Here is a 22,733-nt window from a genome sequence, read left to right on the forward strand (position 1 = left end):
CGTTACCGCTCACGCCAGGCGAGCAGTTGCCTGGCGAAGTCCTGCAGATCGTTACCCTGAATATCCGGCTGGCTACCGGCCGGATTGAGCACCTTGCCCGGTCGCGCAATGAATGCGGTGCGGCAGCCTACCGCCGCCGCGCCAGTGATATCCCAGGCATGAGCCGCAACCATCATCATCTGTTCCTGCTCTATGCCGATGCACTTGGCTGCCATGCGGTATGGCTCCGGAGCCGGCTTGTAGCGCTGCGTCTCCTCGACCGACAGGATCGCGTCGAAGCTATCGCCCAGCCCCGCCGACTCCAGCTGTTGGCGCAGCGCCTGTAGGCTTCCGTTACTCAAGGCGGCAAGATGAAACCCCGCGCCACGTAGCTGTTCCAACGTTGGCCGTACCTCCGGGTGCGCTGGCAGCCGCTTCATGCCTTCAACCAGCTCCTCGCACTGGGCTTCGCTGACCTCGATTCCCCGTCGTTGTCCGACCATAACCAGTGCCGCCTGGGCCAGTTTGGCGAAGGGCTGGAAGCATTCAACGATGGTCGCGGTCATCCAGCCCTCTTCCAGCGTCAGAAACCACTCGACACGGGCACTGGCATCGCCGAACAGGCGCTCGAAGAGCGGGTCAAGCGCGGCGACATCCAGCAACGTCTCGTTTACATCGAATACAAGGTGGCGAAGCATGCGCTTGTCTCCTGCACGGATCGGTCAAGGGATACCCGGGCTCATGGGATGGCTATGGTGCGGATCGATGCATTCACGTGGGAATCACGGCGTGGTGCAGCGATACCAGCCGCGGTAGCCAACCCGTAGCCCCTGTTCCAGTTCGAATAACATATCGGCCTCGCGCAGTTCGGTTGGCCTGGCTTCGTCACCCGCGTCTGCCGGCTGGATCTTGACCGACATGCCATCAGCGCTCAGAGCAAAACCACCGGCCTCTGCACGCTGCGCAGCAAGCTTTACCAGCCGGCCATGAACTTTCACCACACCCTGGCCAGCGTTATCGCCAGTGACCTGAAGAGCAACCACGGGTGCGCTTTCGGCTGTGTAGGCAAAGAGACAACGCGGCCCTGCGCCCAGCACTTTCTCGATCTCGGCCGCATCGAGCGTCTGCGGATCAATGGTCGGAATGTCAGGTGTACCCACCGCTTCGCGGGCACCGACCACCTCCGGTGGCGGACCGCTCATCATTGGTTTTTTCACGCCCTCTCCCGGCGCAGGGTCGCCACAGGCGGTGAGCAGCAGTGCGGCGAGCGGCGTGAGCCATTTCCAGGCGAGCGACCTCGGGCCGCTCCGGTGCATATGAAGACGCATCAGTCGACCCTCTCGAGTTCATTGATCAGGTATTTCATTTCCGCTATTTCGCGACGCTGCGCCGCGATGATCTCATCGGCCAGTTTGCGAACTCGCGGGTCGGTAATCTGCGCGCGCTCGCTCGTCATGATCGCAATCGAATGATGGGGAATCATGGCCTTCATATATTCCGCATCACCAACCGTGGCCTGACTTCGAATTATCCAGAGCGTCAATGCGAACACGACAATGCTGCCAATATATATAGCGATATTGACCCGCTTTTTCTTATACATATTGAGCATAAAACTCAGCATGATCACGGCCATAACTGCGCCCATCAAAAGCGCCATCCACGCCCGAGTCTCGCTCCATAAAATATGTTCGAAAGCGTAAGTATTTAGGTACATCAGGCCGAACATCACGACCGTGGAAGTTGCGATCATCGCGGCGAAACGCCAATAAGACATCTGCATCATGTTCTTCCTTCTAGTGCTTATGCGTGCCGGTTTGCTGACCCAGCGCGGCGTACTCGCTGGCGGTCATGCCGGGTAGCTGCTTAACGAACGCGGCGATGTCCCAGAGCTCGGCATCCTTGTGCGTTTCGCCGAAAGCCGGCATGGCCGACATGCGAACGCCATGCTTGACGAGCCAGAACACCTCGTTCGACTGCCAATGCGCGGCCTCCTCGACCAGGTGCGGCGGTTGCGGTAGCAGCCCCTGTGCCCACCCGGCTCTTTCCACGCCTGGACCAGCGTGGCAGTGCTGACACATCGCCTTATAGTGCTCTGCACCGGCGGCAATTTGCGCCTCGGAGAACTCAGTGGGCGCGTCCAATTCATCTGCTCTGGCTGCCACCGAGTTTTGCATGGTGGTCGAGAACAACCAGCGAACGAAGGGCGAATGATCCTGAGATGCAGCTATGTTGTAGGCGCCGGTATAAGCAACGAACAATGCCAGCAGAAAACCTAACAACGCGGCTAATACAGCGCCGCCCAACACGCCTTTTAGAAAAATACCTTTATCGTTTTGCATGTGATGGCCTCTATTTAACCGATTGCCGTCCGTAATGGCGTAGACACGACAATACGGGCCATAGTTGCCCGCCACTCACTAACTTACTGAAATGTAATGTTGGGAATTAAGCGAAGCACGTGACAACTTCGCTGGCGTACGCCATATCGGACAGTCAAGGCCCTAATCCGGTCGAAACGAGGTGAACAGCACTAAGCCGCAGTGAACGCCAATACTGAACTGCGGTGGTCTTTGACGCTCTCGAGAACATCGGAAAGTATGTCCTGCGGCACCGTCCAGATAGTGCCCACAGGACTCCCCTGGCTGTGTCCCGTCTGTTGCGCCTGAGCCTGGGTCAGACTGCGTTCGGGATTAGAGAAATGGCTCGACTCTCAACAGGCGCGCCAACCAGGCATTGAAACGTCGCCATGGATTGGCCGGTTCACGTTTGAGTTTGAGCGCGCGGCCATGGTCATCTTCGTAGTTCCAGACAAGCCCGGCGCTTTGGGCGCTGCCGTCGACTTCGACTTCGTAGCTCACGGTTCCTGATTGCCCCTCAGCCACCAGCTGGCGCACAGCATTGGCCAACGTCGGGCTGTCAACCAGAACGCCCACCTCCGAATTCCACAGTACCGAGCGTGGGTCCAGGTTCAGTGGGCCGATGAATACCTGCCGATTGTCGAACACCACCGCCTTGCTATGCAGACTCACCGGTGTATCGGCGAGCCTGTAGCGCGAGTGCGTCGCTGGTTTCTTTCGCATTTCAAACAGCCGCACGCCCGCATTCAACAGAGCTTTGCGATAGGGCTGGTAGCCGCCATGTACCAGCGGGACGTCCGTCGCCTCGAGCGAATTGGTCAGTACCCGAACCGACACGCCCCTACCCACACAGTCGCTTAAATAAGCCAGCCCTGCCCAGGTAGGCACGAAGTAAGCGGACACCATCATCAGCTCTCGGCGTACGCCCTGTGCCACGGGAAGTAGCGGCGCGGTCATCATCTGATCTTCGTCGGGCACCGAGGCTGTCGCAAGCTTACCGGGCGGATCCCACAGTGCTGTGCCCGTTGCCCATACCAGCTGGCCCAGCCATGTGCCGAGCTGTGGCGTTCGACGGTAAGCGGTCAGCAGCGAGCATTGGTCTGGCTCCTTGTTACAGGCATCGTCGATTTCCTGCGCTAAGGGCCGCGGCTGGTGCTTTCGTCCGAACCGCTTGATGGATTTACGTAGGCATTGATCGATAGGCACGGCCAGTGAATGTTGCCAGTACGCCTCGAAACTGGCGGAAAAATCACTGGCGACAGGGCCGACACACAGCAGGTCGATGTCGACGAAATTGCGCTCAGGGTCGGCGTCGTAATATTCATCCCCGAGATTGCGCCCACCCATGACGACCAGGTTGCGATCAGCCAACAGCAGCTTGTTGTGCATCCGTCGATGCTGATGAGGGAGCTCAAGCAGGCGACCCAATGGCCGCGTAGTGGCTCGCTTGCGCCCCTTGTTCGGCGGATTGAACACTTTCATCTCGATGTTGGGATGGGCAGCGCTGAGCAGAATGCGGTGGTCGCGCGCATCGCTTGCGAAGTCATCGAGCAACAGTCGGATACGCACACCGCGGTTGGCCGCCTGTAGCAGTTCACCCAGTAGCAGGCGGGTACTGATGCCGTCGTGGGTAATGTAGTACTGCAGGTCGAGCGACTCGGTGGCCTGGGCGATGGCTTCGGCGCGTGCATTGAAGGCATCCCGGCCGGACAGCAACAGACGAAACCCCGACTGGCCAGGCGTGGCAGCCCGGACCAGCGAGTCGATGCGCGATTTCAAGCCAGAAACAGGTGCCTCGGCGAGTCCCGGCGATCGGTGCGCCGAGGCGGACCGATCGCCTGTGGTTCGTTCGACTCCGGCCGGCCGAGTCACGCGGCCGGTTCCGCCATCAGCGAAAGTCAAAGTAGCACCCGGAGCGCAGGTCGATTAGCGCGGCGTTGGCGCGTCTGCATGCAGCAACCCCTGATTCTTGGCCGCCGCCCAGAAGGCAGCCGGCACATGCGCATCGACTATCGACGCCACGTTCTCGCGGACCTGCTCTGGGCTGCTTGCTCCGGGGATCACCGCCGCAACCACATCCGGCGCGTTGCAAAACTGCAGGGCCGCCGTGCGCAAATCGACGCCATGCTCGCGAGCCAGCGCCCGATAGCGCTCGCGCTTTTCGGCTATATCGGCCGGCGCGCCACGGTCATAGTTGTAATACTCGCCACCGGCCAGATAACCGGAATTGAGCGGCGCACCGAGCACCAGCGAGACGTTGCGTTTTTCACAAGCCGGGAACGCACGCGTAAGTGCATCTTCATGTTTGAGCAGCGAGTACTGAGTGGCCAACAGGCTGATGTCCGGATCGGAGACCTCCAGCGTGTCGAGCAGCGGCTCGAGCGTATTGACGCCCAGCCCCCAGCCTTTGATCAGCCCCTCCTCGCGCATCTTCACCAGTTCTGGCATCGCGCCTTTGCGCGCGACCTCGAAATGTTCGCGCCACTGCGCGCCCATGTGATCAGGCGACAGGTCGTGTATGAACACCATGTCCAGGCGCGGGACACCCAGGCGCTGCAGGCTGTCTTCGATAGAACGGCGGGTTGCGGAGGCGGAGAAATCCCACTTTGGCCGGAAGTTGTCGACGCCCTGCCAACCAGGATGGTCGTAGCCCGGGTCGGGTTCAAGCAGCCGCCCAGTCTTGGATGACAAGACGTAGCCATCGCGGTCACGCGGATAGAGCAACTGCCCGACCCGCCGCTCGCTCAGGCCCAAACCGTACCAGGGCGACGTGTCGTAATAGCGAATGCCTTGCTCCCACGCAGCCTTGAGAATGGCACGGGCCTGTTCTTCAGTGATCTGCCGGCGCATATCGCCCAGGGCGATGGCGCCACCGAGTCCGAAACGCTGTGGCGGTCGATAGCGTGGGTGCTCGCCCTCATTGCGCGGCAGCGCCTCGGGAGAGCGGCTAGTGGACGGAGCGGTGCTCGTTTGCGCCAATAGGTGCGGCGTGGTCAGCGCCAGCGCACTGCCAGCCGCCAGGGTCGAGAGAAAAATACGACGCTGCATGCAGCCTCCTGTAAGTGTGCGGTCCCGAGCTCAACGCTTCGCGCTCTGCGGCGCCTCGGGGTGGGCCGATACAAAGAGGACTGCCGGCCGATCGAGGCATTCCCTCTGTGGGACGGGCGGTCACAAGGACGTCTGCGCCGCGCTGGGGTGGCATGGTCTCGCTGCCACCCGTTGCGGCAACCGCTCAGCAACGCCCTCCTGGCGCAGCGTTTCCAACGCGGACCTAACGCCAGGCACTACGAGCCGTCCCTTTTGGCATCGAATCGCAACTGACGGTCCGGGTTGTGAACTCAAGGCCGCGGCACATCGTCTTTGCTGGCTGGCTCATGCGCGACCTTCTGCTGCATCCGGGCGCGATCAGCGGCATCGGCTTCCAAGCTCTGCTGTTCGCTCGCGTGGCGACGGTCGTATTGCAATTCGATGAACATGGGAAAGTGATCCGAGCCGATATCCGCGAGTCGCTCGATGCGTGCCACGCGAAAGTGGGCGCTGTGAAAGAAGTGATCCAGCGGCCAGCGTAGGAAGCGGTACTGCGCGTGAAAGGTGTTGAACATGCCGCGACCGATGCGTGGATCGAGCAGGCCGCTGATCTTGCGGAACAATCGAGTGGTCGGCGACCAGGCGACGTCATTCAAGTCACCGCTGACGATCACCGGTTCATCGGTCTGCTTGACGCTGCGCCCGACGATCAGCAGCTCGACGTCACGCTCGGTGGACTCGTCATTTTCCGTCGGGCTCGGCGGCGCCGGGTGCAGGAAGTGCATGCGCACGCCCAGCTCGTCATTGACCCGCAGCCGGGCATGCATCGAGGGAATATTGTCCTGCACCAGAAAGCTCAGCCGCTGATGCTCCAACGGCAGCCGCGAAAACACGTGCATGCCGTAGAGGTTGTCCAACGGACAGCGGATGCAATAGGGGTAGTCGTCGCTGAGTACTTGCAGTTGTTCGTCCCACCACTGGTCCGTCTCGAGGGCTACCAGTAAATCCGGTTGGTAACGCCTGACCAGCGCAATCAGGCGATCAGCGTGGCGGTTAGGCGTCAGTACATTGGAGGACAGGATACGAATCCGCGGGCCGTCGTCATTCGGGTCGGCCCAGTCGACCTCGCAGCGTACCAGCGGTGTGTAGGGCCGTATCCACCACCACTGGTAGGCCAGGCAACCCAGCGTCGCGGGCGGCAGCAGCAGGTTCCAGCGGTTGGAAAAATCCAGCAGTAGCAACTGAATCAGCAGCAGTACCAGCAACAGCGCGCCTACCTGCAACTTGGGGAAATCCCAACCGCGCACCCACCAGCTTGGCTGGCTCCAGTATTGAATGAGAGTGACTGCCACGAAAACCACAGTCACCCCTACCAGGATGCCCTCGGTCATGGCTGGCCCTCCCCACCTTGCATCGTGCTCATAGCTAGTTCGGATCGGCCACCAGGCTGATTGTTCCGCCTTCATCGGTACCTTCTGTTGCGATGCAACAGAGGCAGCGAACTGCTGATACAGGGCAGCGCCAACATCGGAGTTCCCTGACGCCTCGGTCATGGCGCCGATGCGGCAGGTCGACACACGGCGGTCAGCATGCGCGAGGAAGGCAACCGGTACGCCGGGCTCTGCTTGTTGTTTCACGCACTAACCGACGCGAGTAGGCCCGGACCCGCGTCGATTGGCGCGTCCTGCCCGGTGGTCAGGAACCTGCCCGAACCGGACCGCTCTACTTCCTAGTGCCCGACGTTTCGTGAACCTCCGGCCATGCCGTTAACGCTGTGGCGGGTGATGAGATGTCGAAAGACCATGCGACTCAGCAGATGAGGACCCTACCCATGCCCGCGCTATCCGCCCTACCCGACTGCTGCTGGAATGCCAGTGCACCCCGTAGCGACTTCCCGCCGGCGACCGGCCACAGCGAATGCGATGTTGTGGTGATCGGCGCCGGCATCGTCGGGCTGAGCGCCGCCATGACGCTCTGCGAAGCGGGTAAGAAGGTCGTGGTACTCGAAGCGCGCGAAATCGGTCGACAGGTCACCGGACGCTCAACTGCCAAGGTCACCACTCAGCATGCCCTCATCTACCGACACCTGATTGATACCTTCGGCCAGGACCTGGCGCAGTGCTACGCGGACGTCAACCGTGAAGCGGTGAACCGCATTCGCCACTGGGTCGAAGACCTGCAAATAGACTGCGATTACCAGCGCCAGTCCGCCTTCGCTTATGCCTGTTCCGCGCAAGGCCGCGAGGCCATCGAGCGTGAAGCTGAGGCGGCTCGCTGCCTGGGCTTTGCTGCGCGGGTGCTCGACCGCGCGCCGCTGCCCTTCGAGACCACGGGTGCGCTCGAGTTTCCCGACCAGGCGCAATTCAACCCGGCCAGCTACCTGGTCGGCCTGGCGGCGGCGGTACAGGCTTGCGGGGGGAAGATTTATCAGCAGACGCGCGCCAACAAGTTCGAACGCAACGAGCGCTGGCAGGTGAGTTTCGAGGGCGGCATGGTTCAGGCCGATCAGATGATTCTGGCCACGCACATGCCGGTGGAGACGCCGATCGATATGGTCAGTCCCACCCAGCCACGCTGCCATGTGGCAATCGCCTTCCGCCCCCAGGACGAAGCCCACCTTGAGGGCATGTTCATCGCCGCCGAAGACCCGACCCATTCGATTCGCATGGGTCGCGACGACCAAGGCCCGCTGATGCTCGTGCTCGGCCCGCGCTTTAATACCGGGCAGGACGGAGACGTGGCGCAGCGCTTCGTCGACCTCGAACGGTGGGCGCGCAGCAACCTGCCGGTTGGCGAGGCGGTGTGGCAATGGTGCAACGAGGACTACGACACCGCCGACCGCATGGCCTATGTTGGCGAGGCGGACCCCGAGCAGGCGCCCGGGCTATTCGTCGCCACCGGTTTCAATGCGTGGGGCATCAGTAACGGCACCGCCGCCGGCCTTGGTATCGCTCGCCAGATCATCACCGGGCGGCGCCCTTGGAAGACACTTTACGACCCCAAGCGGCCCTCGCCGGACGACTTCAACCAGAGCGGCGAGAGCCAGTCACAAGTCGATGAGCTGGATGCGATCGGCCCCGGCGAAGGTGGCGTGATTACCCGCGGCGACGAGCAAATCGCGGTCTGGCGAGACGATTCCGGCGTGCTGCACGGCGTCTCTGCGGCCTGCACGCACATGGGTTGCAGCGTGACCTGGAACAATGCCGACCGCACCTGGGACTGCCCTTGCCACGGCTCGATCTTCCAGGCTGACGGTGAAGTGATTCACGGCCCGGCCATCCAGCCACTGGCAGCAAAGTCGCTCTGAGCGTCAGCGACTCGCGCCTGAGCGGGTCGCTTGATATGCCAACCGTCCCTCGGATGCCAGTAGGCGTGTTGGGGTCGTTCCGGTGGGCTCGGCATCAAGCTGCTGGTCGATGCGCTACCGAGCGCCGACGGTTCTGCGGCCGGTGGCTGAGCGAACAGGGAACACCCCTGATACATATCCGCCGAACACAGCGGCCTGGTTTCCGGGCATCCTTTCGTTCCATGGTGCGATCCGAACGTGGCTTTTGGCTACAGGCTATAAAGGCTGCACCCTTGGCGACGTATAACGAACCGAACCACTGTGTGCGTATGAAAAACCTGTAACGCTGGGCCACGTAATGACGCCAATGGAAATCTCTCCACACGAGAAGCCATCACCATGCACGCCACGCTTCCCCTCCTGAACGCCCTGGCGTTCCCGCCGCTGCGGCGCGGGTCGCTGGAGGCCTTGCAGGTCAATCTCACCTACCAGTGCAATCAACGCTGTCTGCACTGCCATGTGAACGCCGGGCCGACGCGCAAGGAGGCGATGACCGATGAGAGCCTCGGACTGCTGCATGAGGTGATCGACGCGCATCCCGTGCATACGCTCGACCTCACCGGCGGCGCACCGGAAATGCACCCGCGCTTTCGTGAGATCGTCGCCCATGCACGCCGTGAGGGCCTGCGAGTCATCGACCGCTGCAATCTGACGATCCTGAGCGAGCCGGGTTACGAGGACCTGGCGAATTTTATGGCCGAGCAAGGCGTCGAGGTGACGGCATCCCTGCCCTGCTACTCACGCAAGAACGTCGACCGGCAACGAGGCGATGGCGTGTTCGAGGCCAGCATCGCCGGGCTGCGCAAGCTCAACCAACTTGGCTACGGCGAACCCGGTAGCGACCTGACGCTCAACCTGGTCTACAACCCACAGGGGCCGAGCCTGCCACCGCCACAAGCGGCGCTCGAAGCGGATTACAAAGCGCACCTTGCACAAGACTTCGGTATCCAGTTTGACCATCTGCTGACCATCACCAACCAACCGATTGCCCGCTTCGGCAGCACGCTAATCAGCAAAGGGCAATTCGCTGACTACATGCAGTTGCTGCGCGACAGTTATCGACCAGCCAATCTGGAAGCAGTGATGTGCCGCAGCCTGATCAGCGTGGATTGGCAAGGTTATCTGTATGACTGCGACTTCAATCAGATGCTCGACCTGCCGGCCGCCATGCCCGAGCTGATTGGCCGAGACCGGCCGCACCTGCGCAACCTGCTCCAGACGACCAGTCTCGAAGGCAACGCCATCGCGACGCGCGATCACTGCTATGCCTGTACTGCGGGGCAAGGCTCAAGCTGCGGTGGCAGCCTGATCGAATAAGGACGCTGTAATGGATATGAGCAGCTGGACGGGGCTGTTTTTCTGGGGCTTTCTGATCTTTTATGGCGCTGCGATGCTGGCCTTGTCCCCGCGCTCGGTGACGTTGGGTGGCTTCTTCGAAGGCCAGGACAAACATGGCCGCAGCGTCGCGCCCTGGTTGCTGACTTCGAGCATCTTCATCAGCTGGATCTTCGCCAAGTCAGTGACCAATGCGGCGAATCTGGGCGCCAGCTATGGCCTGGTCGGCGGACTGGCTTACGCCATGTACTGGCTATCGATCCCCCTGACAGGCTTCGTCATCTATCGCTTGCGCCGGCGCTTTGCGGCTACCGGTCTGGTGAGTTTCCTGTCCAGCCATTACGGTCACGCGGCGGCCCTGGCGTTCACTGCGGCGATCCTCATCCGTTTGTTCAACGAGGTGTGGAGCAATACCGCGGTGGTCGGCGGCTACTACGGAACGTCTGGCAGCCCCGAGTTCATTGCGGCTGCCTTACTGTTCACCGCTGTCACGCTGGGCTACAGCCTGCGCGGTGGACTTCGCAGCTCGATACTGACCGACGCGGCGCAGATGGCGATCTTCATCGTTGCGCTGATTTGGGTCCTGGGCCTGGTACTGCCGCAACACACGGCGGCGGAGCTGAGCAGTACCAGTCACTGGTCACTCAATGCGGGCGTCGATCTGCTGCTGGTTGCGGGGCTTCAGGCACTCAGTTATGGCTTCCACGATCCGGTGCTTACCGACCGCGGTTTCATCAGCGAAGAACGCACCATGCGCCGTGCTTTTTTACTCGCGGGCATCCTGGGTTTCGTCGCGATCCTCGCCTTCAGTCTGATTGGGGTACATGCGCAATTGAACGGATTGCCGGCATCCGACAACGTCCCGGCGGCCCTGGCCAAGACTATGGGCATCGGCGCGCTATTGGTGATGACGGTGGTAATGGTATCGGCCGCGGGCTCGACGCTGGACTCGACGTTTTCCAGTCTCGCCAAGCTGGTTGGGCGAGAACTGCCATTGCTAGCCGGGCGTGATCTGGGGGCACGGGCCATCGGTCTGGGCATGGCAGCGATGGTGTTGTTCGCCCTGCTGGGCAACCTGCCAATGATCGCGGGGACCGATATCCTCAAGGCCACGACAATCAGCGGGACCATGGTCATTGGGCTCGCCCCGGTGTTTATCCTGCACAGCCTGACGACTCCGACTCGCCTGGGCTTCCACCTGAGTTTCTGGACTGGCCTTTGCCTGGGCATCGCTCTGACGCTTGATTGGATTCCGTCAAGCTGGGCCATTGGCGATGGCAAATATGCCTTGCTGCTCGGCACCAACCTTTATGGTTTGTTGCTGTGCACCCTGGGGTACCTGCTGCCGGGCTGGCTGCGAGGACGCCACTGATGCGCGCGGACGCCGCAACTCGCCACATGATCGTTTCGCGTCTCGCTCGCGCAGCCATAGTTGCCAGCACCAGGCGCGACCCAGCCCATGCGCTCGGGCATCAATGGCGGAGATGCAGGGATGAATAGCCGAAAAATCACGGTACTGGCGCTGATTCTGGTGCTGCTGGCCGGCTTCTTCATGTTCGATATAGGCCAATACCTCAGTCTGGACGCGATCAAGACGCAGCAAGCGGCGCTCGACGCACAGGTGGAGGCTCACCCATGGCTTGCGGGTGGCGTTTTCTTCCTTGGCTATGTATTGGTCACGGCGTTGTCACTGCCCGGTGCCGCGCTGATGACGCTTGTCGGCGGAGCGCTTTTCGGTTTGTTTGGCGGCACGTTGCTGGTGTCCTTCGCATCGACGCTCGGCGCGACGCTCGCAATGTTGCTCAGCCGCTACTTGCTTCGCAGCTGGGTGCAGGCACGCTTTCGGCAACGACTGGCCAAGATCGACCAGGGCGTGAAGCGCGAAGGCGCCAGTTACCTGTTTGCCTTGCGTCTGGTCCCGGTATTTCCCTTCTTCCTGATCAATCTGGCGATGGGTCTTACGCAGCTCCCCGTCCGTACATTCTGGTGGGTCAGTCAACTGGGCATGCTGCCCGGAACGCTGGTCTACGTGAATGCCGGACGTGAGCTTGGTCAGCTGGAGTCTTTGGGCGGCATCCTCTCACCGGGGCTGGTTGGCGCCTTCGTGCTGCTGGGGCTGTTGCCGGTGTTGTCGCGTAAGGCGCTGGACGGGTTCAAGGCACGCAAGGTTTACGCGGGCTGGGAAAAACCACGTCGATTCGACCGTAACCTGGTGGTCATTGGCGCCGGTTCCGGTGGGCTGGTCAGCGCCTATATCGCAGCAGCGGTAAAGGCCAAGGTCACCCTGATCGAAAAACACAGGATGGGCGGCGATTGCCTGAACACAGGCTGTGTCCCGTCGAAGGCGCTGATCCGCTCGGCCAGATTGGCCAATGAGCTCAAGAAGGCCGAGCAGCTGGGCTTCAAGCCAATCGAGGGCGAAGTGGACTTCGCCGCCGTCATGCAACGCATCCAGCGCGTGATCGCCGCGATCGCGCCACATGACTCGGTTCAGCGGTACACCGAACTCGGCGTCGAGGTAATCGAAGGCACAGCACGGATCACCTCGCCGTGGACCGTCGAGGTCAACGGCCAGCGCCTCAACACCCGCGCCATCGTCATCGCCACTGGCGCAGGTCCGAAAGTGCCCGATATTCCCGGTATCGATCAGGTCGCACCGCTTACCTCGGACACGGTCTGGGCCTTGCGTGAGCAACCCAAACGGCTGCTGGTATTGGGCGGTGGACCGATCGGTAGCGAGTTGGCGCAGGCCTTTCAACGGCTCGGATGTCAGGTCATCCTGGTTCAGCGCAACGAGCGCCTGCTGCCCCGTGAGGACTCCGACGCCAGCGCGGCCGTACTGGCGGGGTTGCGCAAAGACGGTGTGGATGTACGTCTGCAGCACCGCGCCGAGCGCTTCGACTCGATCGATGGAGAGCGGCAGGTCGTCTGCCGTGATCTTTCGCTCAACGGTGAAGTGGTCATCGAGTTCGACCAGCTACTGGTCGCGCTGGGCCGAGCCGCCAACATTAAGGGTTTCGGTCTCGAGGAACTGCAACTAGAAGTGCGGGAAAACGGCACGCTCGCCACTGACGAGTACTTGGCTACCCGCTTTCCAAACATCTATGCCGTCGGGGACGTAACCGGCCCCTTCCAGTTCACCCATGTCTCCTCGCATCAGGCCTGGTATGGCGCAGTGAACGGGCTGTTCGGTGGGTTCAAGCGCTTCAAGGTGGACTATCGCGTCATCCCCTGGGCCACCTTTACCGACCCGGAGGTCGCCCATGTCGGGCTCAACGAACAGGAGGCCAAGGCTCAAGGCATCGCCTATGAAGTCACCCGCTTCGGCATGGATGAACTTGACCGCGCCATTGCCGATGAAGCCGCCTATGGCTATATCAAGGTGCTGACAGTGCCAGGCAAGGACCGCATTCTCGGCGCTACCATCGTCGGCGAGCATGCCGGTGATCTGATCACCGAGTACGTCTCGGCAATGAAGCATGGGCTGGGGCTGAATAAGATTCTCGGCACCATCCACATTTACCCGACCCTGGCCGAAGTCAACAAATCTGTGGCCGGCGAATGGAAACGCGCCCATGCCCCGGCCACGGTATTGCGCTGGCTGGCGCGGTTTCATCGCTGGCGACTTGGCGGCAGCGCGGATTCGCAATAAGCATGGCACAGCCCTCAGCAGGTCGGCGCAACCGGAAACGGAACCGTCACTTTGATCAACCTGTGAAGGTGAAGCAACGGGTGAAGCTCAACTGTTAGCAGCTGGACCTGCATCGAATGCCCGACAGGACAGATCCAAAGACACCTTCAACGCCTCGCTGCAACAATAAGCAGAGCGGCTTATCCGACGGAACATAACCGCAGCGCCGAGATGTGCCACCCGCCATCCCCAACGAGCCAGTTTGATGACTACGAAGCAAACCCTTCCTGACGACGCAGCGCTGGTCCTCATCTGCAAGCGACCTGCCCTTGGCCACGGCAAACAGCGCCTGGCCGTGCACATCGGTGTCGAGCGAGCCTTGAATATCGCCGAGCATCTGCTTGATTGCGCACTGGAAGACCTGCGCAGCTGGCACGGGCCGGTCGTCATTGCCCCCGATCAGAGGGATGCGTGTGACTGGGCCGCACAGCTGATGCCGCAGGCTCTGTGTCTGGCGCAAACTGCCGGCAACCTGGGCGAACGAATCAACAACCTGGACCACAGCTTGCGCGGCCTCGGCCACCGGCAGCTTCTGTACATCGGAAGCGACGCCCCGGCGCTCACACCGGATGACTATCAGCGGGTACACGCTGCGTTGGGGACACACGATACCGTGCTCGTGGCTGCGCGAGACGGAGGGGTGGTGCTGATGGCGTCGAAACTTCCCTGGCCGGATCTAGCTGCCTTGCCGTGGAGCACCCCTGAACTGGGTCACGCACTGGCGGATGCATGCCGTCGGGTGGGTCATTCGGTTGCGCTCTGCGGGGAATCGTTCGATATCGACGAACAAGCGGACCTGCCTCTTGCAGCCCAAGCGCTCGCCGACGACCCCAGAGCAGCGAGGCGAAGACTGCTACAAACGCTGAACAATCTTGAGGGACTGCGACGGTGAGCTCATCAGGGATCAGCGTGATCATCCCGTGCCTGCACGACGAAGAGCACCTTGATCGGCTGCTTCTGCAATTGCGTCTGGCTGAGTCAGAAACCGGGACACCGCTGCAAATAGTCGTAGTGGATGCGGCTGTCAGCGAGCGATGCCAAGCGCTGTGCCGGAACCACGATGCGCTGTGGTCATCGGCAACGCCATCGAGGGGCGAGCAGTTACGCCAGGGAGCCGCGCTCTCGGCGCATGAGACTCTCTGGTTTCTGCATGCCGACGCCGATCTGGACCGGCAGGCATTGATGGCCGTGAGCGAGGCCATAGAGAAAGGCGCTACGGGAGGCTACTTCGCGTTTCGCTTCAGCGACACGAACAGCTGGCAAGGCCGCTTGATCGAACGCCTGGTGGCGTGGCGAAACCGGGTCGGCGTGCCCTATGGCGATCAAGGCATCTTCGCTCGCCGGACAACCTATTTCGCCGTAGGGCAACATGCGCCCTGGCCGCTTTTCGAGGAAGTTCCGCTGGTCAAGGGATTGCGCAGCCAAGGGCATTTTCGCCGCCTGGAGCATGGGATCGGGGTCAGCTCACGCCGTTGGCAACGCGATGGCTGGTGGCGCCGCGCCGGCCGCAATCGCCTGCTGGCCCTGGGTTTCATGCTAGGGCTGTCGCCCTTTACGCTTGCACGGCTCTACGCTAGAACAAACGCGACGGGCGCAAGCCCACGCGACACTACCCGCCGGGGTTAGTCGTTACCTGTCAGGCGTAAAGCGCTGTTTAAGGACCTGACGTGACAGCGATTGGACTAACCAGCGCCAGCGCTAGACCCGCCTGCTTGGGCTGGGTCGCGACGGCTTGGCCACTGGGCTTGGTGTCGACCTCGAGCGAGCCTACGCGGCCTTCGACCCGTGCGGCTGTAATTAGGGTAAGCCTCACGGCTCGCAAGCTAAGCTCGCTGACTTCAGCCCCAACACCTCCACGCAAGCCGAGGCATTATCTGCTTGGGATCAGATGAGAAATGTCGGGTGGCCGCTTCGGCGCGCACTGGTCGGATACAGTCTTCCATCATCATGCCGTCGCCTGCTCCAACCAGCCGAGCAGTCGGATGGCCTCCTGTCGGCTGTCACCACAGACAATATGATCCGCTTGAAACTGGCTGCAAACCGCAGGCCTGGAAGGCAAGCCGAACAATCTGCAGAGGTTCTGCTCAGAAAGATGCAGGCAGCGCTCACCAGCCGGTTTGCCTGAAGGCATACCGGGAATCGGCGAGCTGATCGAAGGGGCAACGCAACAGGCGCCGCAACCAAGACGGCAGTTCATTCCAACGATCCGAAATGAAAATAACGGGGCGGCGATAATAGTCGCAGCCTTAGCAAAAGACACTAGTGCGATGCGACGCCCATCTGATACTTGCGAGGCCGTGCCTAGAGCCAATAGGATTCGCCACCGCCCCGGAGTGACCTATGCCTATCTGGATTCAGACCGCCGCCCTGCTCTGCGTTTCCAACCTGTTCATGACCTTTGCCTGGTACGGTCATCTCAAGACACTCAACGGGAAGCCGTGGCTCATAGCCGCGTTGATCAGCTGGGGCATCGCGCTGTTCGAGTATCTGATCATGGTGCCGGCGAATCGAATCGGCTACACCGAGCTATCGATCGGTCAGCTGAAGATCATGCAGGAAGTAATCACCCTCGCCATCTTCGTGCCGTTCAGTGTGCTGTACATGCAACAACCGTTGAAGCTCGATTACCTCTGGGCCGGGTTGTGCTTGTTGGGCGCTGTGTACTTCATCTTTCGCTCATAGCAGTCGGTTCGACGGGCTTTTTAGGCAGCATATCTTGCCGCAATGCGATCTGATGACTGCGTCCAGCGGCTTCGGCATACTGGCCGCCCTTTTCCCACCCCTTAGAGATTTTTCGAATGTTCAAAGTCAACGAGTACTTCGACGGCACCGTCAAATCCATCGCCTTCGACATGACAGCGGGCCCCGCCACCATCGGCGTCATGGCGCCTGGCGAATATGAGTTCGGCACGAATCAGTTGGAAGTTATGCACGTTGTCGCTGGCAGCCTCGACGTGAAACTGCCGGGTAGCGAAAACTACGAAACCTTCGGCGCTGGCACCCAGTTCACCGTACCGGCGAACAGCAAATTTCAGCTGAAGGTGGCGGAGGCGACTGCCTATTTGTGTGAGTACCGCTAAGCGGTTTTGATACGAGGCAGTCCGAACTGTTGTTGCGGTGGATGGGTAAAGCGCCATCCACCCTACGTCACCTGTAACCCGTAGGGTGGGCCTCAGCCCACCAAGCCGCGGCACGGTGATTCACGTTGCAAAGGTTGAAGGAGCCACTCCCATCGCTGACCACGAACGACCCACGTCCCTCGCGCCTGCACCGCAACCGCACCAACCCACCTGATCGTCGGACTACGCCGCCGGCTAATCCAGGCCACATCATCTGTAGGGTGGGCTTCAGCCCACCAAGCTGTTCACGGATCTTGATCCCAACCGCTTCACCCCAGCGGCTTGTACGCCTGATTGACCTGCTTGGACTGGTTCAAGCGCGTCAACTCCCCAGCCAATCGCTCTCGCTCCGCTCTACCAGCCTGTTGAAGCTCGTCGTAAACGCGTGAAAGCTCAGCCAGTTGCTCGCGCAGCTCCGCGTCAGAAGCATCACGTTCACCTAGCGCGGCCACCAAGGCACGGCACTCTTCATCCAACAGCGCAATGGCCTCCCACTCGCCCGCTGCGAATGCAGCGCGCAACTTATTCGCGAGAGATGCGAATGCTTGCTTGGGTGACGACATGGCCATCCTCGTTTGTCAGCTCACGGTGAGTGAATCGGTGGCCAATCCGCAGACGGCTCAGAGAACAAATATCTTACGCCTTGGGCGCAATCTGATCCCAAGCCACTTTGATCTCACCCAGCAGCCTGCCCACTTCGTTCAACTTTTCAATATCGTTATGCCGGCTGGCCTCGAACAGACGCATCGTCATGTATTCGTAGAGGCGATCCAGGTTTTCCGCCAGTTCGCCACCGACGCTCTTGTCGAGTGCTTCGCGCAGCCCGCCGATGATATTGATGGCCTTGCCGACCAGTACGCCTTTCTCAGCGAAGGCATCACGCTCCATGGCACCTTTCGCCTGCGCGATGCGGTCCAGACCGCCCTGCATCAACATCTGGATCAAGCGGTGCGGGTCGGCCTCGGTCACCTGGGCCTTCACGCCAACCTGCTGATACTGCTTCATTGCGGACATTGCGTACATATTGATAAGCCCCTTGCTACATCACGTTTGCATGTACAGCTTATCGGTCAGGGGCGCTCAAGCTTGATAGTGTGAATCTGCTTTAAAACGAAAAAAACCGCCTCGAAGGCGGTTTGATTCATACAGCTAAGATCATTTCCTTGAATTGCTGGCAGCCCATGGCAGATTCTCGAGAGACGCTATCAGGCTGGAAGAGGTATTAGACAACTGCCCAACCAGCAAATCCATGGCGTTGAATTGCTTGTACAGGCGTTCTTGTAAAGCCGTTATGCGTCGACTGAGGTTTTCTTTCTGATCGTCAATCTTCGTAATGGTCTCTGTCATCGCCTTGTTGCGTTGTTCGAGAATGCCGCCGGTTTCGGTATAAGGCTTCAGCTTCTCATTGAGCCGGGCGGCGAGCCCGTTGTCGCCAGTGAAGAAGCCGGACAACTGGTCGAAGTTGCCAGCCAAGGTCTTGTCGAGTTTAGTGCTATCGATGGCAAGGGTCCCGTCCTTCTGGGTTGTGATTCCCATATCCGTCAGCGCGCGGATCACGCCGTCACCCTGCGTATTGACTAACTCATTGCGGATCGTTCCGAGCAGCGTACGAGCAGTCGCATCGCCTACAAGTGCGCCAGTGACGGGCGCCTTGCCATCCCCCACAGACGTCACCTTTGTCTGTGCATTGATCACGCCGATGAGCTTGTTGTAAGCATCAACGAAAGACTGCACCTGCTTCTTGACGCCCGCCTTGTCCTCCGCGACGCTGACGGTGAGCGGCTCATTAGCGACAGTCTTGGCTTTAAGATCGAGCGTAACCCCGTCGATGGCGCCATCGACTTTGTTGGCCTCGCTGATTACTTTCAAACCATCTATATACAGCTCCGCGCTCTGCGCTGAAGACAGCACCCGAGCGCCCGCTCCGGTACTTGATGTGGCACCGTCGAACGCAAGGGCAGATAGAGAGGTCTGCCCGGTTTGCAGCGCCGCCTCGTCAGTTACGCCTACCGTTATGTCACGTCCTGCGCCCGTCTTGCTGCTGGTCAATACGAGTCGGGAGCCAAATTCATCAGTCACAATCGTGGCACTAACGCCCATGTCTTTCCCAGCCTCGTTGATGGCATCACGCACACCAGCAAGGCTATTGTTACTCTCATCCACCGTGACGGAAAATGTTTCCTTTGATGGGGACGTGCCTGGTACACCCAACGAAATATTCAGCGTTCCGCTAGAGAATGCAGCCGGTTTTTCGGCAGTATTCTCGATAGCAGCAAGCGCAACCTTGCTGTTGGTCGCCAGACTCTTGACCTCAACTTCGTAGCTTCCCGCACCCGCCGTGGTGCTGGCCGTTACGCCCACCAGATCCATTTTACTGGAAGTAGCCGAACGCGCCTGAAAGAGATCCGCTTTGTTAAGCGAACCCAATGCAGTTTGAAAATCGCTGATGGCACTTTTCAAGGCACCGACAGCAGTGATCTGCGTCGTCGTTTTCTTTTCGAGATTTGCAAGCTGCGTTTGTTTCGGCGCACGCTCAGCAGCGACCATACTAGACACGATACTGTCGATATCAATACCGGAACCGATGCCTGTTACGCCTGCCATAGCTCACCCCGTCAAGAAAATGTTAGCCGCACCTGTAATGCAAGAAACGCACCTTAAGCCTTGGCTTCAAACATCAAACTACGCATTTCATCCAATCGCTCGGTGAGCCGCAAGATTTCCTCCGACGGTATCTGCCGAACGACCTTCCCCGAATCGCCATCGATCACCTGAACCACCACATCACCCGTCGAATCGTCGACGCTAAAGTTCAGGTCACGCTGAATGCTCTGCACCTGCGAACGAAACCGCTCGACCAGATCGGTCATATCGACCGGCTTGTCCGCCTCTTCGGCTTTCTGTTCTTTGTCCCTATTTCCAGACGCAGAAAACCCAACCTCTTTCAAGAGACTGGGTGAAGAACTTGCTGCCGTGGGCGATGTAGCCCCGCCCAATATTTTTCCGACGTCCATTGATTCACCTCTAATGAATCAATGGGGGCAGAACTCGGCCTGCCCCCATCATTAACGCCCTCTGCTCAATTACTGCAGCAGACTCAGAACTGCCTGCGGCAGCTGCTTGGCCTGGGCGAGGATCGCTGTACCTGCCTGTTGCAAGATCTGGTTCTTGCTCAGGTTCGCGGTTTCAGCTGCGAAGTCGGTGTCCTGGATACGGCCCCGAGCAGCGGAGACGTTTTCGGAAATGCTCTGTAGGTTGGAGATAGTATTGTCAAAACGGTTCTGTACTGCACCAAGCTCCGCACGAGACGAGTCAATAAGCGAAAGCGCACTATCGATTACTGATAATGCTTTTTGCGCACCAATCTGGCTACCAATATCAATTTCACTAACTTTGTCTAGAGTAGCGGCAATAGCGGTCGTAGCGGAATCAATCGTATCGTCGGAGGCGGTGCTAGTGAACGAGCTTGCACTACTCAACTGCACAACACCCATTGCACGTGAAGAGTCTGTAGTACCGGACGTCAAGGTAGCTGAGTCTGTTGAGCTTTCGCCTGAATAGTCATAAACCTCAAACGTTGCCGTTCCAACACCAGCTGCGGCTGTAGTGGTGAAGTTTTCCACGACGACGTCATCACCCGCCTCGCTAGTCAAGACAATCTTGCTATCTTTTACCTCAGCCGTGATGCCAGTCTTACCAGCCTTTGAATTGATCTCCTTGGCCAGCTCTGTAAGGTCGCCACCAGAAATCGAAGCACGGATATCTACCGAGCCACCATCGGTATCACCTTTAAGACTGAAAGTAACAGTTCCGTCTCCCATCGCCGATAGCGCCGCAACGGTACGAGCCTCAGCAGTGACGCCTGTATCTGCAGTCTTTTGGTTAATTAGATCAGCGGCCCCATTTGCACTTTTACCTGCAAGTGTAATAGCGCCGGAACTAGATTCACCGTTAACGGTAAGTGTACCGGCAACGTTGCTAGCAGCAGCTGCCGTGGCTCCTGCAGTCACTTTTCCATAACCTTCGTTTGCAGTTAAGCCAGTCAAAGTGCTGGAATAACTGCCGATCTGATCGGCTTGGAACGAACCGAGCGTTACGTTGATAGTTTCGAATGCATTAGCGCCCACTTGGAAAGATTGCGAACCAAAAGAACCATCCAGAATTTTCCGACCACCAAAACTAGTGGTGTCTGCAATACGATTGAGCTCTTGCTGAAGCTGGGTAACTTCATCTTGCAATGCCTTGCGCTCGGTGCTTGCGTTCGAGCCGTTAGCCGATTGCAGGGAAAGGTCCCGCATACGCTGAAGAATGTTAGTCGACTGCTGCAGGGCACCCTCGGCAGTCTGCGCGAGGGAGATACCGTCGTTGGCGTTGCGTACCGCGACACCCAGACCGCTGATCTGACTGGTCAAGCGATTCGAAATCTGCAAACCCGCAGCATCGTCTTTGGCGCTATTGATGCGGCTACCGGTCGACAGACGCTGCATGGAGGTGTTCAGGGCATTGGACGAAGATTGCAGGTTGCGCTGAGTGTTGAGCGACGCGATATTAGTGTTGACTGTGAGAGCCATGATGTGCCTCCAAGGGCGCTAGTTACTTGGGTTGCCTGAGCTTGCGACTCCGGGCCGGCAGTTGCCCAGGCACCCATTGAGTTCGCATTCGATTAGCTTATCGGCGCCGCTTCGGTGAGCTTTAGGAGGCAGTTGAAAAATAATTTGCAACCCCCGAGAACAACCTGTACGACACCGGCGAACTCATCAACCAAGCGAGCCCGCCTGCATAGGTTTTCGGACGGACCGAGAGATTCTTTAATACGGAAGTGGTCGGAGTGCGTAGGGGGAAAGAAACCGGACCGGCGCTGCTAGCTGATGCGGACACAACGTACACATGCAGCCCCTCATGTGGCTTCGTTTCTATCCTGGCTTCGGTTAAACCTAAGTTCTCGGCCAAGGTAGCTGTAGACCTAGAGGGGGCAGCAGCCCGAGCGGGCCTACATCGACGAGGATTGGAAATACATCAACCTTCGCGAACATGCCGCGGCGAGTGCAGGCTGATAGACGCCGATACAGAAGCCGAACGGCTTAGCTGATTACCGTTAGCAAGAGCTGGCCAGCCGGCCAGTTATGCGGGATAGCCAGGCTAGTTTCGAACGTTTTGCTCCGTCAACCGGCCGTCCTGCGAGACCTGAACGGTTTTTCATATCGGGCTGCTATGGGGCAACCGACGTGACGGTCAGATCCATAACGTATTGGCGTTGGCGTTGTGGTTGCGCCCCCAGACATTTGATACCCGAACAGCCATGGCGTCCCCAATGGTTTTCATGCAGAGCGGGCGAAGGCAAGCGCAGACGCGCCAAAGCACCTATCCGTCTCATGGGCACCCAATTCCACTATCGTTGCTTGCCGGCCTTCCGAGCCGACAACGCGCTCATGGCTGCGGCCCTGGCGAAGCGAACTAGAAGCCCGACTGATCTTCATGACGGCGAACAACCCAACGCGGATTTTCCCGCCCCAAAGACAAACCCCCGATCCTCTTACGAGGATCGGGGGTTTGGTGTAGAAGCTTGACGATGACCTACTCTCACATGGGGAAACCCCACACTACCATCGGCGATGCGTCGTTTCACTACTGAGTTCGGGATGGGATCAGGTGGTTCCAACGCTCTATGGTCGTCAAGCAATTCGGTTGGGGAGTCGGTGTTGAGTCGCTTCCCCTAATTGGGTATGTGATGGTGTTTCGGTGTTGCTTTCGCTTTGCGAGCGTTGCGTCTTTTCGGTTTGTTTGTCGACTTCAACCGTCTGACACACAAACAACAAATTGTTTGGGTGTTATATGGTCAAGCCTCACGGGCAATTAGTATTGGTTAGCTCAACGCC

At 59.5% G+C, this 22,733-nt stretch carries 21 protein-coding genes, 1 rRNA gene and 1 pseudogene; 9 read left to right on the plus strand and 14 right to left on the minus strand.

Going from position 1 to position 22,733, the window contains the following annotated elements:
* Window positions 1-2: 2 nt before the first annotated feature.
* The 7 genes from ACQKEK_RS12440 to ACQKEK_RS12470 form a co-directional block, all read right to left on the minus strand.
* The gene (locus ACQKEK_RS12440; RefSeq protein WP_499142880.1) at window positions 3-677 is read right to left on the minus strand and encodes a haloacid dehalogenase type II; all 675 of its coding nucleotides are present in this window, start codon (window positions 675-677) and stop codon (window positions 3-5) included.
* An 84-nt stretch (window positions 678-761) separates the two neighbouring features.
* The gene (locus tag ACQKEK_RS12445; RefSeq protein ID WP_499142882.1) at window positions 762-1,307 is read right to left on the minus strand and encodes a DUF6692 family protein; all 546 of its coding nucleotides are present in this window, start codon (window positions 1,305-1,307) and stop codon (window positions 762-764) included.
* Complete coding sequence (locus ACQKEK_RS12450; RefSeq protein WP_499142884.1) at window positions 1,307-1,762, minus strand: DUF305 domain-containing protein; 456 nt, start codon at window positions 1,760-1,762, stop codon at window positions 1,307-1,309. The genes ACQKEK_RS12445 and ACQKEK_RS12450 overlap by 1 nt, the downstream gene beginning before the upstream one ends.
* Before the next feature lie 13 nt (window positions 1,763-1,775).
* A complete protein-coding gene (locus ACQKEK_RS12455) occupies window positions 1,776-2,321 on the minus strand; it encodes a c-type cytochrome (protein WP_499142886.1) in 546 nt (181 codons plus the stop codon).
* 351 nt (window positions 2,322-2,672) lie between these two features.
* Window positions 2,673-4,118, minus strand: coding sequence for a phospholipase D-like domain-containing protein (locus tag ACQKEK_RS12460; protein ID WP_499142888.1), 1,446 nt, complete (start codon window positions 4,116-4,118; stop codon window positions 2,673-2,675).
* 147 nt (window positions 4,119-4,265) lie between these two features.
* Window positions 4,266-5,387, minus strand: a complete 1,122-nt coding sequence (locus tag ACQKEK_RS12465; protein ID WP_499142890.1) for an aldo/keto reductase — start codon at window positions 5,385-5,387, stop codon at window positions 4,266-4,268.
* Window positions 5,388-5,677: 290 nt separating this feature from the next.
* Entirely contained in the window at window positions 5,678-6,757 is a 1,080-nt protein-coding gene (locus ACQKEK_RS12470) for an endonuclease/exonuclease/phosphatase family protein (RefSeq protein ID WP_499142892.1), read from the minus strand.
* Between the two features lie 440 nt (window positions 6,758-7,197).
* Here ACQKEK_RS12470 and ACQKEK_RS12475 point away from each other — a divergent pair, with 440 nt between their 5' ends.
* From ACQKEK_RS12475 to ACQKEK_RS12500, 6 genes are all read left to right on the plus strand, one after another.
* Window positions 7,198-8,673 (plus strand): FAD-dependent oxidoreductase, encoded by a 1,476-nt coding sequence (locus tag ACQKEK_RS12475; RefSeq protein ID WP_499142894.1) that lies wholly within the window; start codon window positions 7,198-7,200, stop codon window positions 8,671-8,673.
* Between the two features lie 378 nt (window positions 8,674-9,051).
* Window positions 9,052-10,029 carry an arsenosugar biosynthesis radical SAM (seleno)protein ArsS gene (gene arsS, locus ACQKEK_RS12480; RefSeq protein ID WP_499142896.1) on the plus strand — a complete coding sequence of 326 codons (978 nt, stop codon included), beginning with the start codon at window positions 9,052-9,054 and terminating at the stop codon, window positions 10,027-10,029.
* A gap of 16 nt (window positions 10,030-10,045) precedes the next feature.
* Window positions 10,046-11,419 carry a sodium:solute symporter gene (locus ACQKEK_RS12485; protein WP_499142963.1) on the plus strand — a complete coding sequence of 458 codons (1,374 nt, stop codon included), beginning with the start codon at window positions 10,046-10,048 and terminating at the stop codon, window positions 11,417-11,419.
* Between the two features lie 120 nt (window positions 11,420-11,539).
* Window positions 11,540-13,699: a dihydrolipoyl dehydrogenase family protein gene (locus tag ACQKEK_RS12490; protein WP_499142898.1), complete on the plus strand. Its 2,160-nt coding sequence runs from the start codon at window positions 11,540-11,542 to the stop codon at window positions 13,697-13,699.
* A gap of 244 nt (window positions 13,700-13,943) precedes the next feature.
* Complete coding sequence (locus ACQKEK_RS12495) at window positions 13,944-14,630, plus strand: TIGR04282 family arsenosugar biosynthesis glycosyltransferase (RefSeq protein ID WP_499142900.1); 687 nt, start codon at window positions 13,944-13,946, stop codon at window positions 14,628-14,630.
* Window positions 14,627-15,364 (plus strand): glycosyltransferase, encoded by a 738-nt coding sequence (locus tag ACQKEK_RS12500; protein WP_499142902.1) that lies wholly within the window; start codon window positions 14,627-14,629, stop codon window positions 15,362-15,364. The genes ACQKEK_RS12495 and ACQKEK_RS12500 overlap by 4 nt, the downstream gene beginning before the upstream one ends.
* A 319-nt stretch (window positions 15,365-15,683) precedes the next feature.
* Here ACQKEK_RS12500 and ACQKEK_RS12505 read toward each other — a convergent pair whose 3' ends face one another.
* Window positions 15,684-15,935: a YkgJ family cysteine cluster protein gene (locus ACQKEK_RS12505; protein ID WP_499142904.1), complete on the minus strand. Its 252-nt coding sequence runs from the start codon at window positions 15,933-15,935 to the stop codon at window positions 15,684-15,686.
* A 143-nt stretch (window positions 15,936-16,078) separates the two neighbouring features.
* Here ACQKEK_RS12505 and ACQKEK_RS12510 point away from each other — a divergent pair, with 143 nt between their 5' ends.
* Window positions 16,079-16,420 carry a DMT family protein gene (locus ACQKEK_RS12510; protein ID WP_019339363.1) on the plus strand — a complete coding sequence of 114 codons (342 nt, stop codon included), beginning with the start codon at window positions 16,079-16,081 and terminating at the stop codon, window positions 16,418-16,420.
* A 116-nt stretch (window positions 16,421-16,536) separates the two neighbouring features.
* A complete protein-coding gene (ppnP, locus tag ACQKEK_RS12515) occupies window positions 16,537-16,818 on the plus strand; it encodes a pyrimidine/purine nucleoside phosphorylase (RefSeq protein WP_499142906.1) in 282 nt (93 codons plus the stop codon).
* Between the two features lie 308 nt (window positions 16,819-17,126).
* Here the strand turns inward: ppnP and ACQKEK_RS12520 are convergent, their stop codons facing one another.
* The 5 genes from ACQKEK_RS12520 to ACQKEK_RS12540 form a co-directional block, all read right to left on the minus strand.
* The gene (locus tag ACQKEK_RS12520; protein ID WP_499142908.1) at window positions 17,127-17,420 is read right to left on the minus strand and encodes a flagellar protein FliT; all 294 of its coding nucleotides are present in this window, start codon (window positions 17,418-17,420) and stop codon (window positions 17,127-17,129) included.
* 73 nt (window positions 17,421-17,493) lie between these two features.
* Window positions 17,494-17,880, minus strand: coding sequence for a flagellar export chaperone FliS (gene fliS, locus ACQKEK_RS12525; protein ID WP_499142910.1), 387 nt, complete (start codon window positions 17,878-17,880; stop codon window positions 17,494-17,496).
* Window positions 17,881-18,012: 132 nt separating this feature from the next.
* On the minus strand, window positions 18,013-19,461 hold the full coding sequence (gene fliD, locus ACQKEK_RS12530) for a flagellar filament capping protein FliD (protein WP_499142912.1): 1,449 nt from the start codon (window positions 19,459-19,461) through the stop codon (window positions 18,013-18,015).
* A 53-nt stretch (window positions 19,462-19,514) separates the two neighbouring features.
* Window positions 19,515-19,871: a flagellar protein FlaG gene (locus tag ACQKEK_RS12535; protein ID WP_499142913.1), complete on the minus strand. Its 357-nt coding sequence runs from the start codon at window positions 19,869-19,871 to the stop codon at window positions 19,515-19,517.
* A gap of 69 nt (window positions 19,872-19,940) precedes the next feature.
* The gene (locus ACQKEK_RS12540) at window positions 19,941-21,428 is read right to left on the minus strand and encodes a flagellin (protein ID WP_499142915.1); all 1,488 of its coding nucleotides are present in this window, start codon (window positions 21,426-21,428) and stop codon (window positions 19,941-19,943) included.
* A gap of 332 nt (window positions 21,429-21,760) precedes the next feature.
* Between ACQKEK_RS12540 and ACQKEK_RS12545 the strand changes: the two are divergent.
* A pseudogene (locus ACQKEK_RS12545) lies at window positions 21,761-21,911 on the plus strand (Mks condensin complex protein MksF); the annotation flags it as partial.
* A 507-nt stretch (window positions 21,912-22,418) separates the two neighbouring features.
* Here ACQKEK_RS12545 and rrf read toward each other — a convergent pair.
* Window positions 22,419-22,534: ribosomal RNA gene (gene rrf / locus ACQKEK_RS12550) — 5S ribosomal RNA — on the minus strand.
* Window positions 22,535-22,733: the final 199 nt, after the last annotated feature.

It is taken from the genome of Pseudomonas sp. NPDC077408, assembly GCF_050269105.1.
Taxonomy (GTDB): domain Bacteria; phylum Pseudomonadota; class Gammaproteobacteria; order Pseudomonadales; family Pseudomonadaceae; genus Stutzerimonas.

What these genes read in the sequence shown, in the direction of transcription:
- ACQKEK_RS12520 (WP_499142908.1), bottom strand. Translation starts at nt 17,420, where the DNA reads ATGTCGTCACCCAAGCAAGCATTCGCATCTCTCGCGAATAAGTTGCGC.
- ACQKEK_RS12505 (WP_499142904.1), bottom strand. Translation starts at nt 15,935, where the DNA reads ATGAACTGCCGTCTTGGTTGCGGCGCCTGTTGCGTTGCCCCTTCGATC.
- ACQKEK_RS12490 (WP_499142898.1), top strand. Translation starts at nt 11,540, where the DNA reads ATGAATAGCCGAAAAATCACGGTACTGGCGCTGATTCTGGTGCTGCTG.
- ACQKEK_RS12510 (WP_019339363.1), top strand. Translation starts at nt 16,079, where the DNA reads ATGCCTATCTGGATTCAGACCGCCGCCCTGCTCTGCGTTTCCAACCTG.
- ACQKEK_RS12475 (WP_499142894.1), top strand. Translation starts at nt 7,198, where the DNA reads ATGCCCGCGCTATCCGCCCTACCCGACTGCTGCTGGAATGCCAGTGCA.
- ACQKEK_RS12445 (WP_499142882.1), bottom strand. Translation starts at nt 1,307, where the DNA reads ATGCGTCTTCATATGCACCGGAGCGGCCCGAGGTCGCTCGCCTGGAAA.
- ACQKEK_RS12440 (WP_499142880.1), bottom strand. Translation starts at nt 677, where the DNA reads ATGCTTCGCCACCTTGTATTCGATGTAAACGAGACGTTGCTGGATGTC.
- arsS (WP_499142896.1), top strand. Translation starts at nt 9,052, where the DNA reads ATGCACGCCACGCTTCCCCTCCTGAACGCCCTGGCGTTCCCGCCGCTG.
- ACQKEK_RS12495 (WP_499142900.1), top strand. Translation starts at nt 13,944, where the DNA reads ATGACTACGAAGCAAACCCTTCCTGACGACGCAGCGCTGGTCCTCATC.
- ACQKEK_RS12470 (WP_499142892.1), bottom strand. Translation starts at nt 6,757, where the DNA reads ATGACCGAGGGCATCCTGGTAGGGGTGACTGTGGTTTTCGTGGCAGTC.
- ACQKEK_RS12465 (WP_499142890.1), bottom strand. Translation starts at nt 5,387, where the DNA reads ATGCAGCGTCGTATTTTTCTCTCGACCCTGGCGGCTGGCAGTGCGCTG.
- fliD (WP_499142912.1), bottom strand. Translation starts at nt 19,461, where the DNA reads ATGGCAGGCGTAACAGGCATCGGTTCCGGTATTGATATCGACAGTATC.
- ACQKEK_RS12540 (WP_499142915.1), bottom strand. Translation starts at nt 21,428, where the DNA reads ATGGCTCTCACAGTCAACACTAATATCGCGTCGCTCAACACTCAGCGC.
- ACQKEK_RS12535 (WP_499142913.1), bottom strand. Translation starts at nt 19,871, where the DNA reads ATGGACGTCGGAAAAATATTGGGCGGGGCTACATCGCCCACGGCAGCA.
- fliS (WP_499142910.1), bottom strand. Translation starts at nt 17,880, where the DNA reads ATGTACGCAATGTCCGCAATGAAGCAGTATCAGCAGGTTGGCGTGAAG.
- ppnP (WP_499142906.1), top strand. Translation starts at nt 16,537, where the DNA reads ATGTTCAAAGTCAACGAGTACTTCGACGGCACCGTCAAATCCATCGCC.
- ACQKEK_RS12485 (WP_499142963.1), top strand. Translation starts at nt 10,046, where the DNA reads ATGAGCAGCTGGACGGGGCTGTTTTTCTGGGGCTTTCTGATCTTTTAT.
- ACQKEK_RS12450 (WP_499142884.1), bottom strand. Translation starts at nt 1,762, where the DNA reads ATGCAGATGTCTTATTGGCGTTTCGCCGCGATGATCGCAACTTCCACG.
- ACQKEK_RS12455 (WP_499142886.1), bottom strand. Translation starts at nt 2,321, where the DNA reads ATGCAAAACGATAAAGGTATTTTTCTAAAAGGCGTGTTGGGCGGCGCT.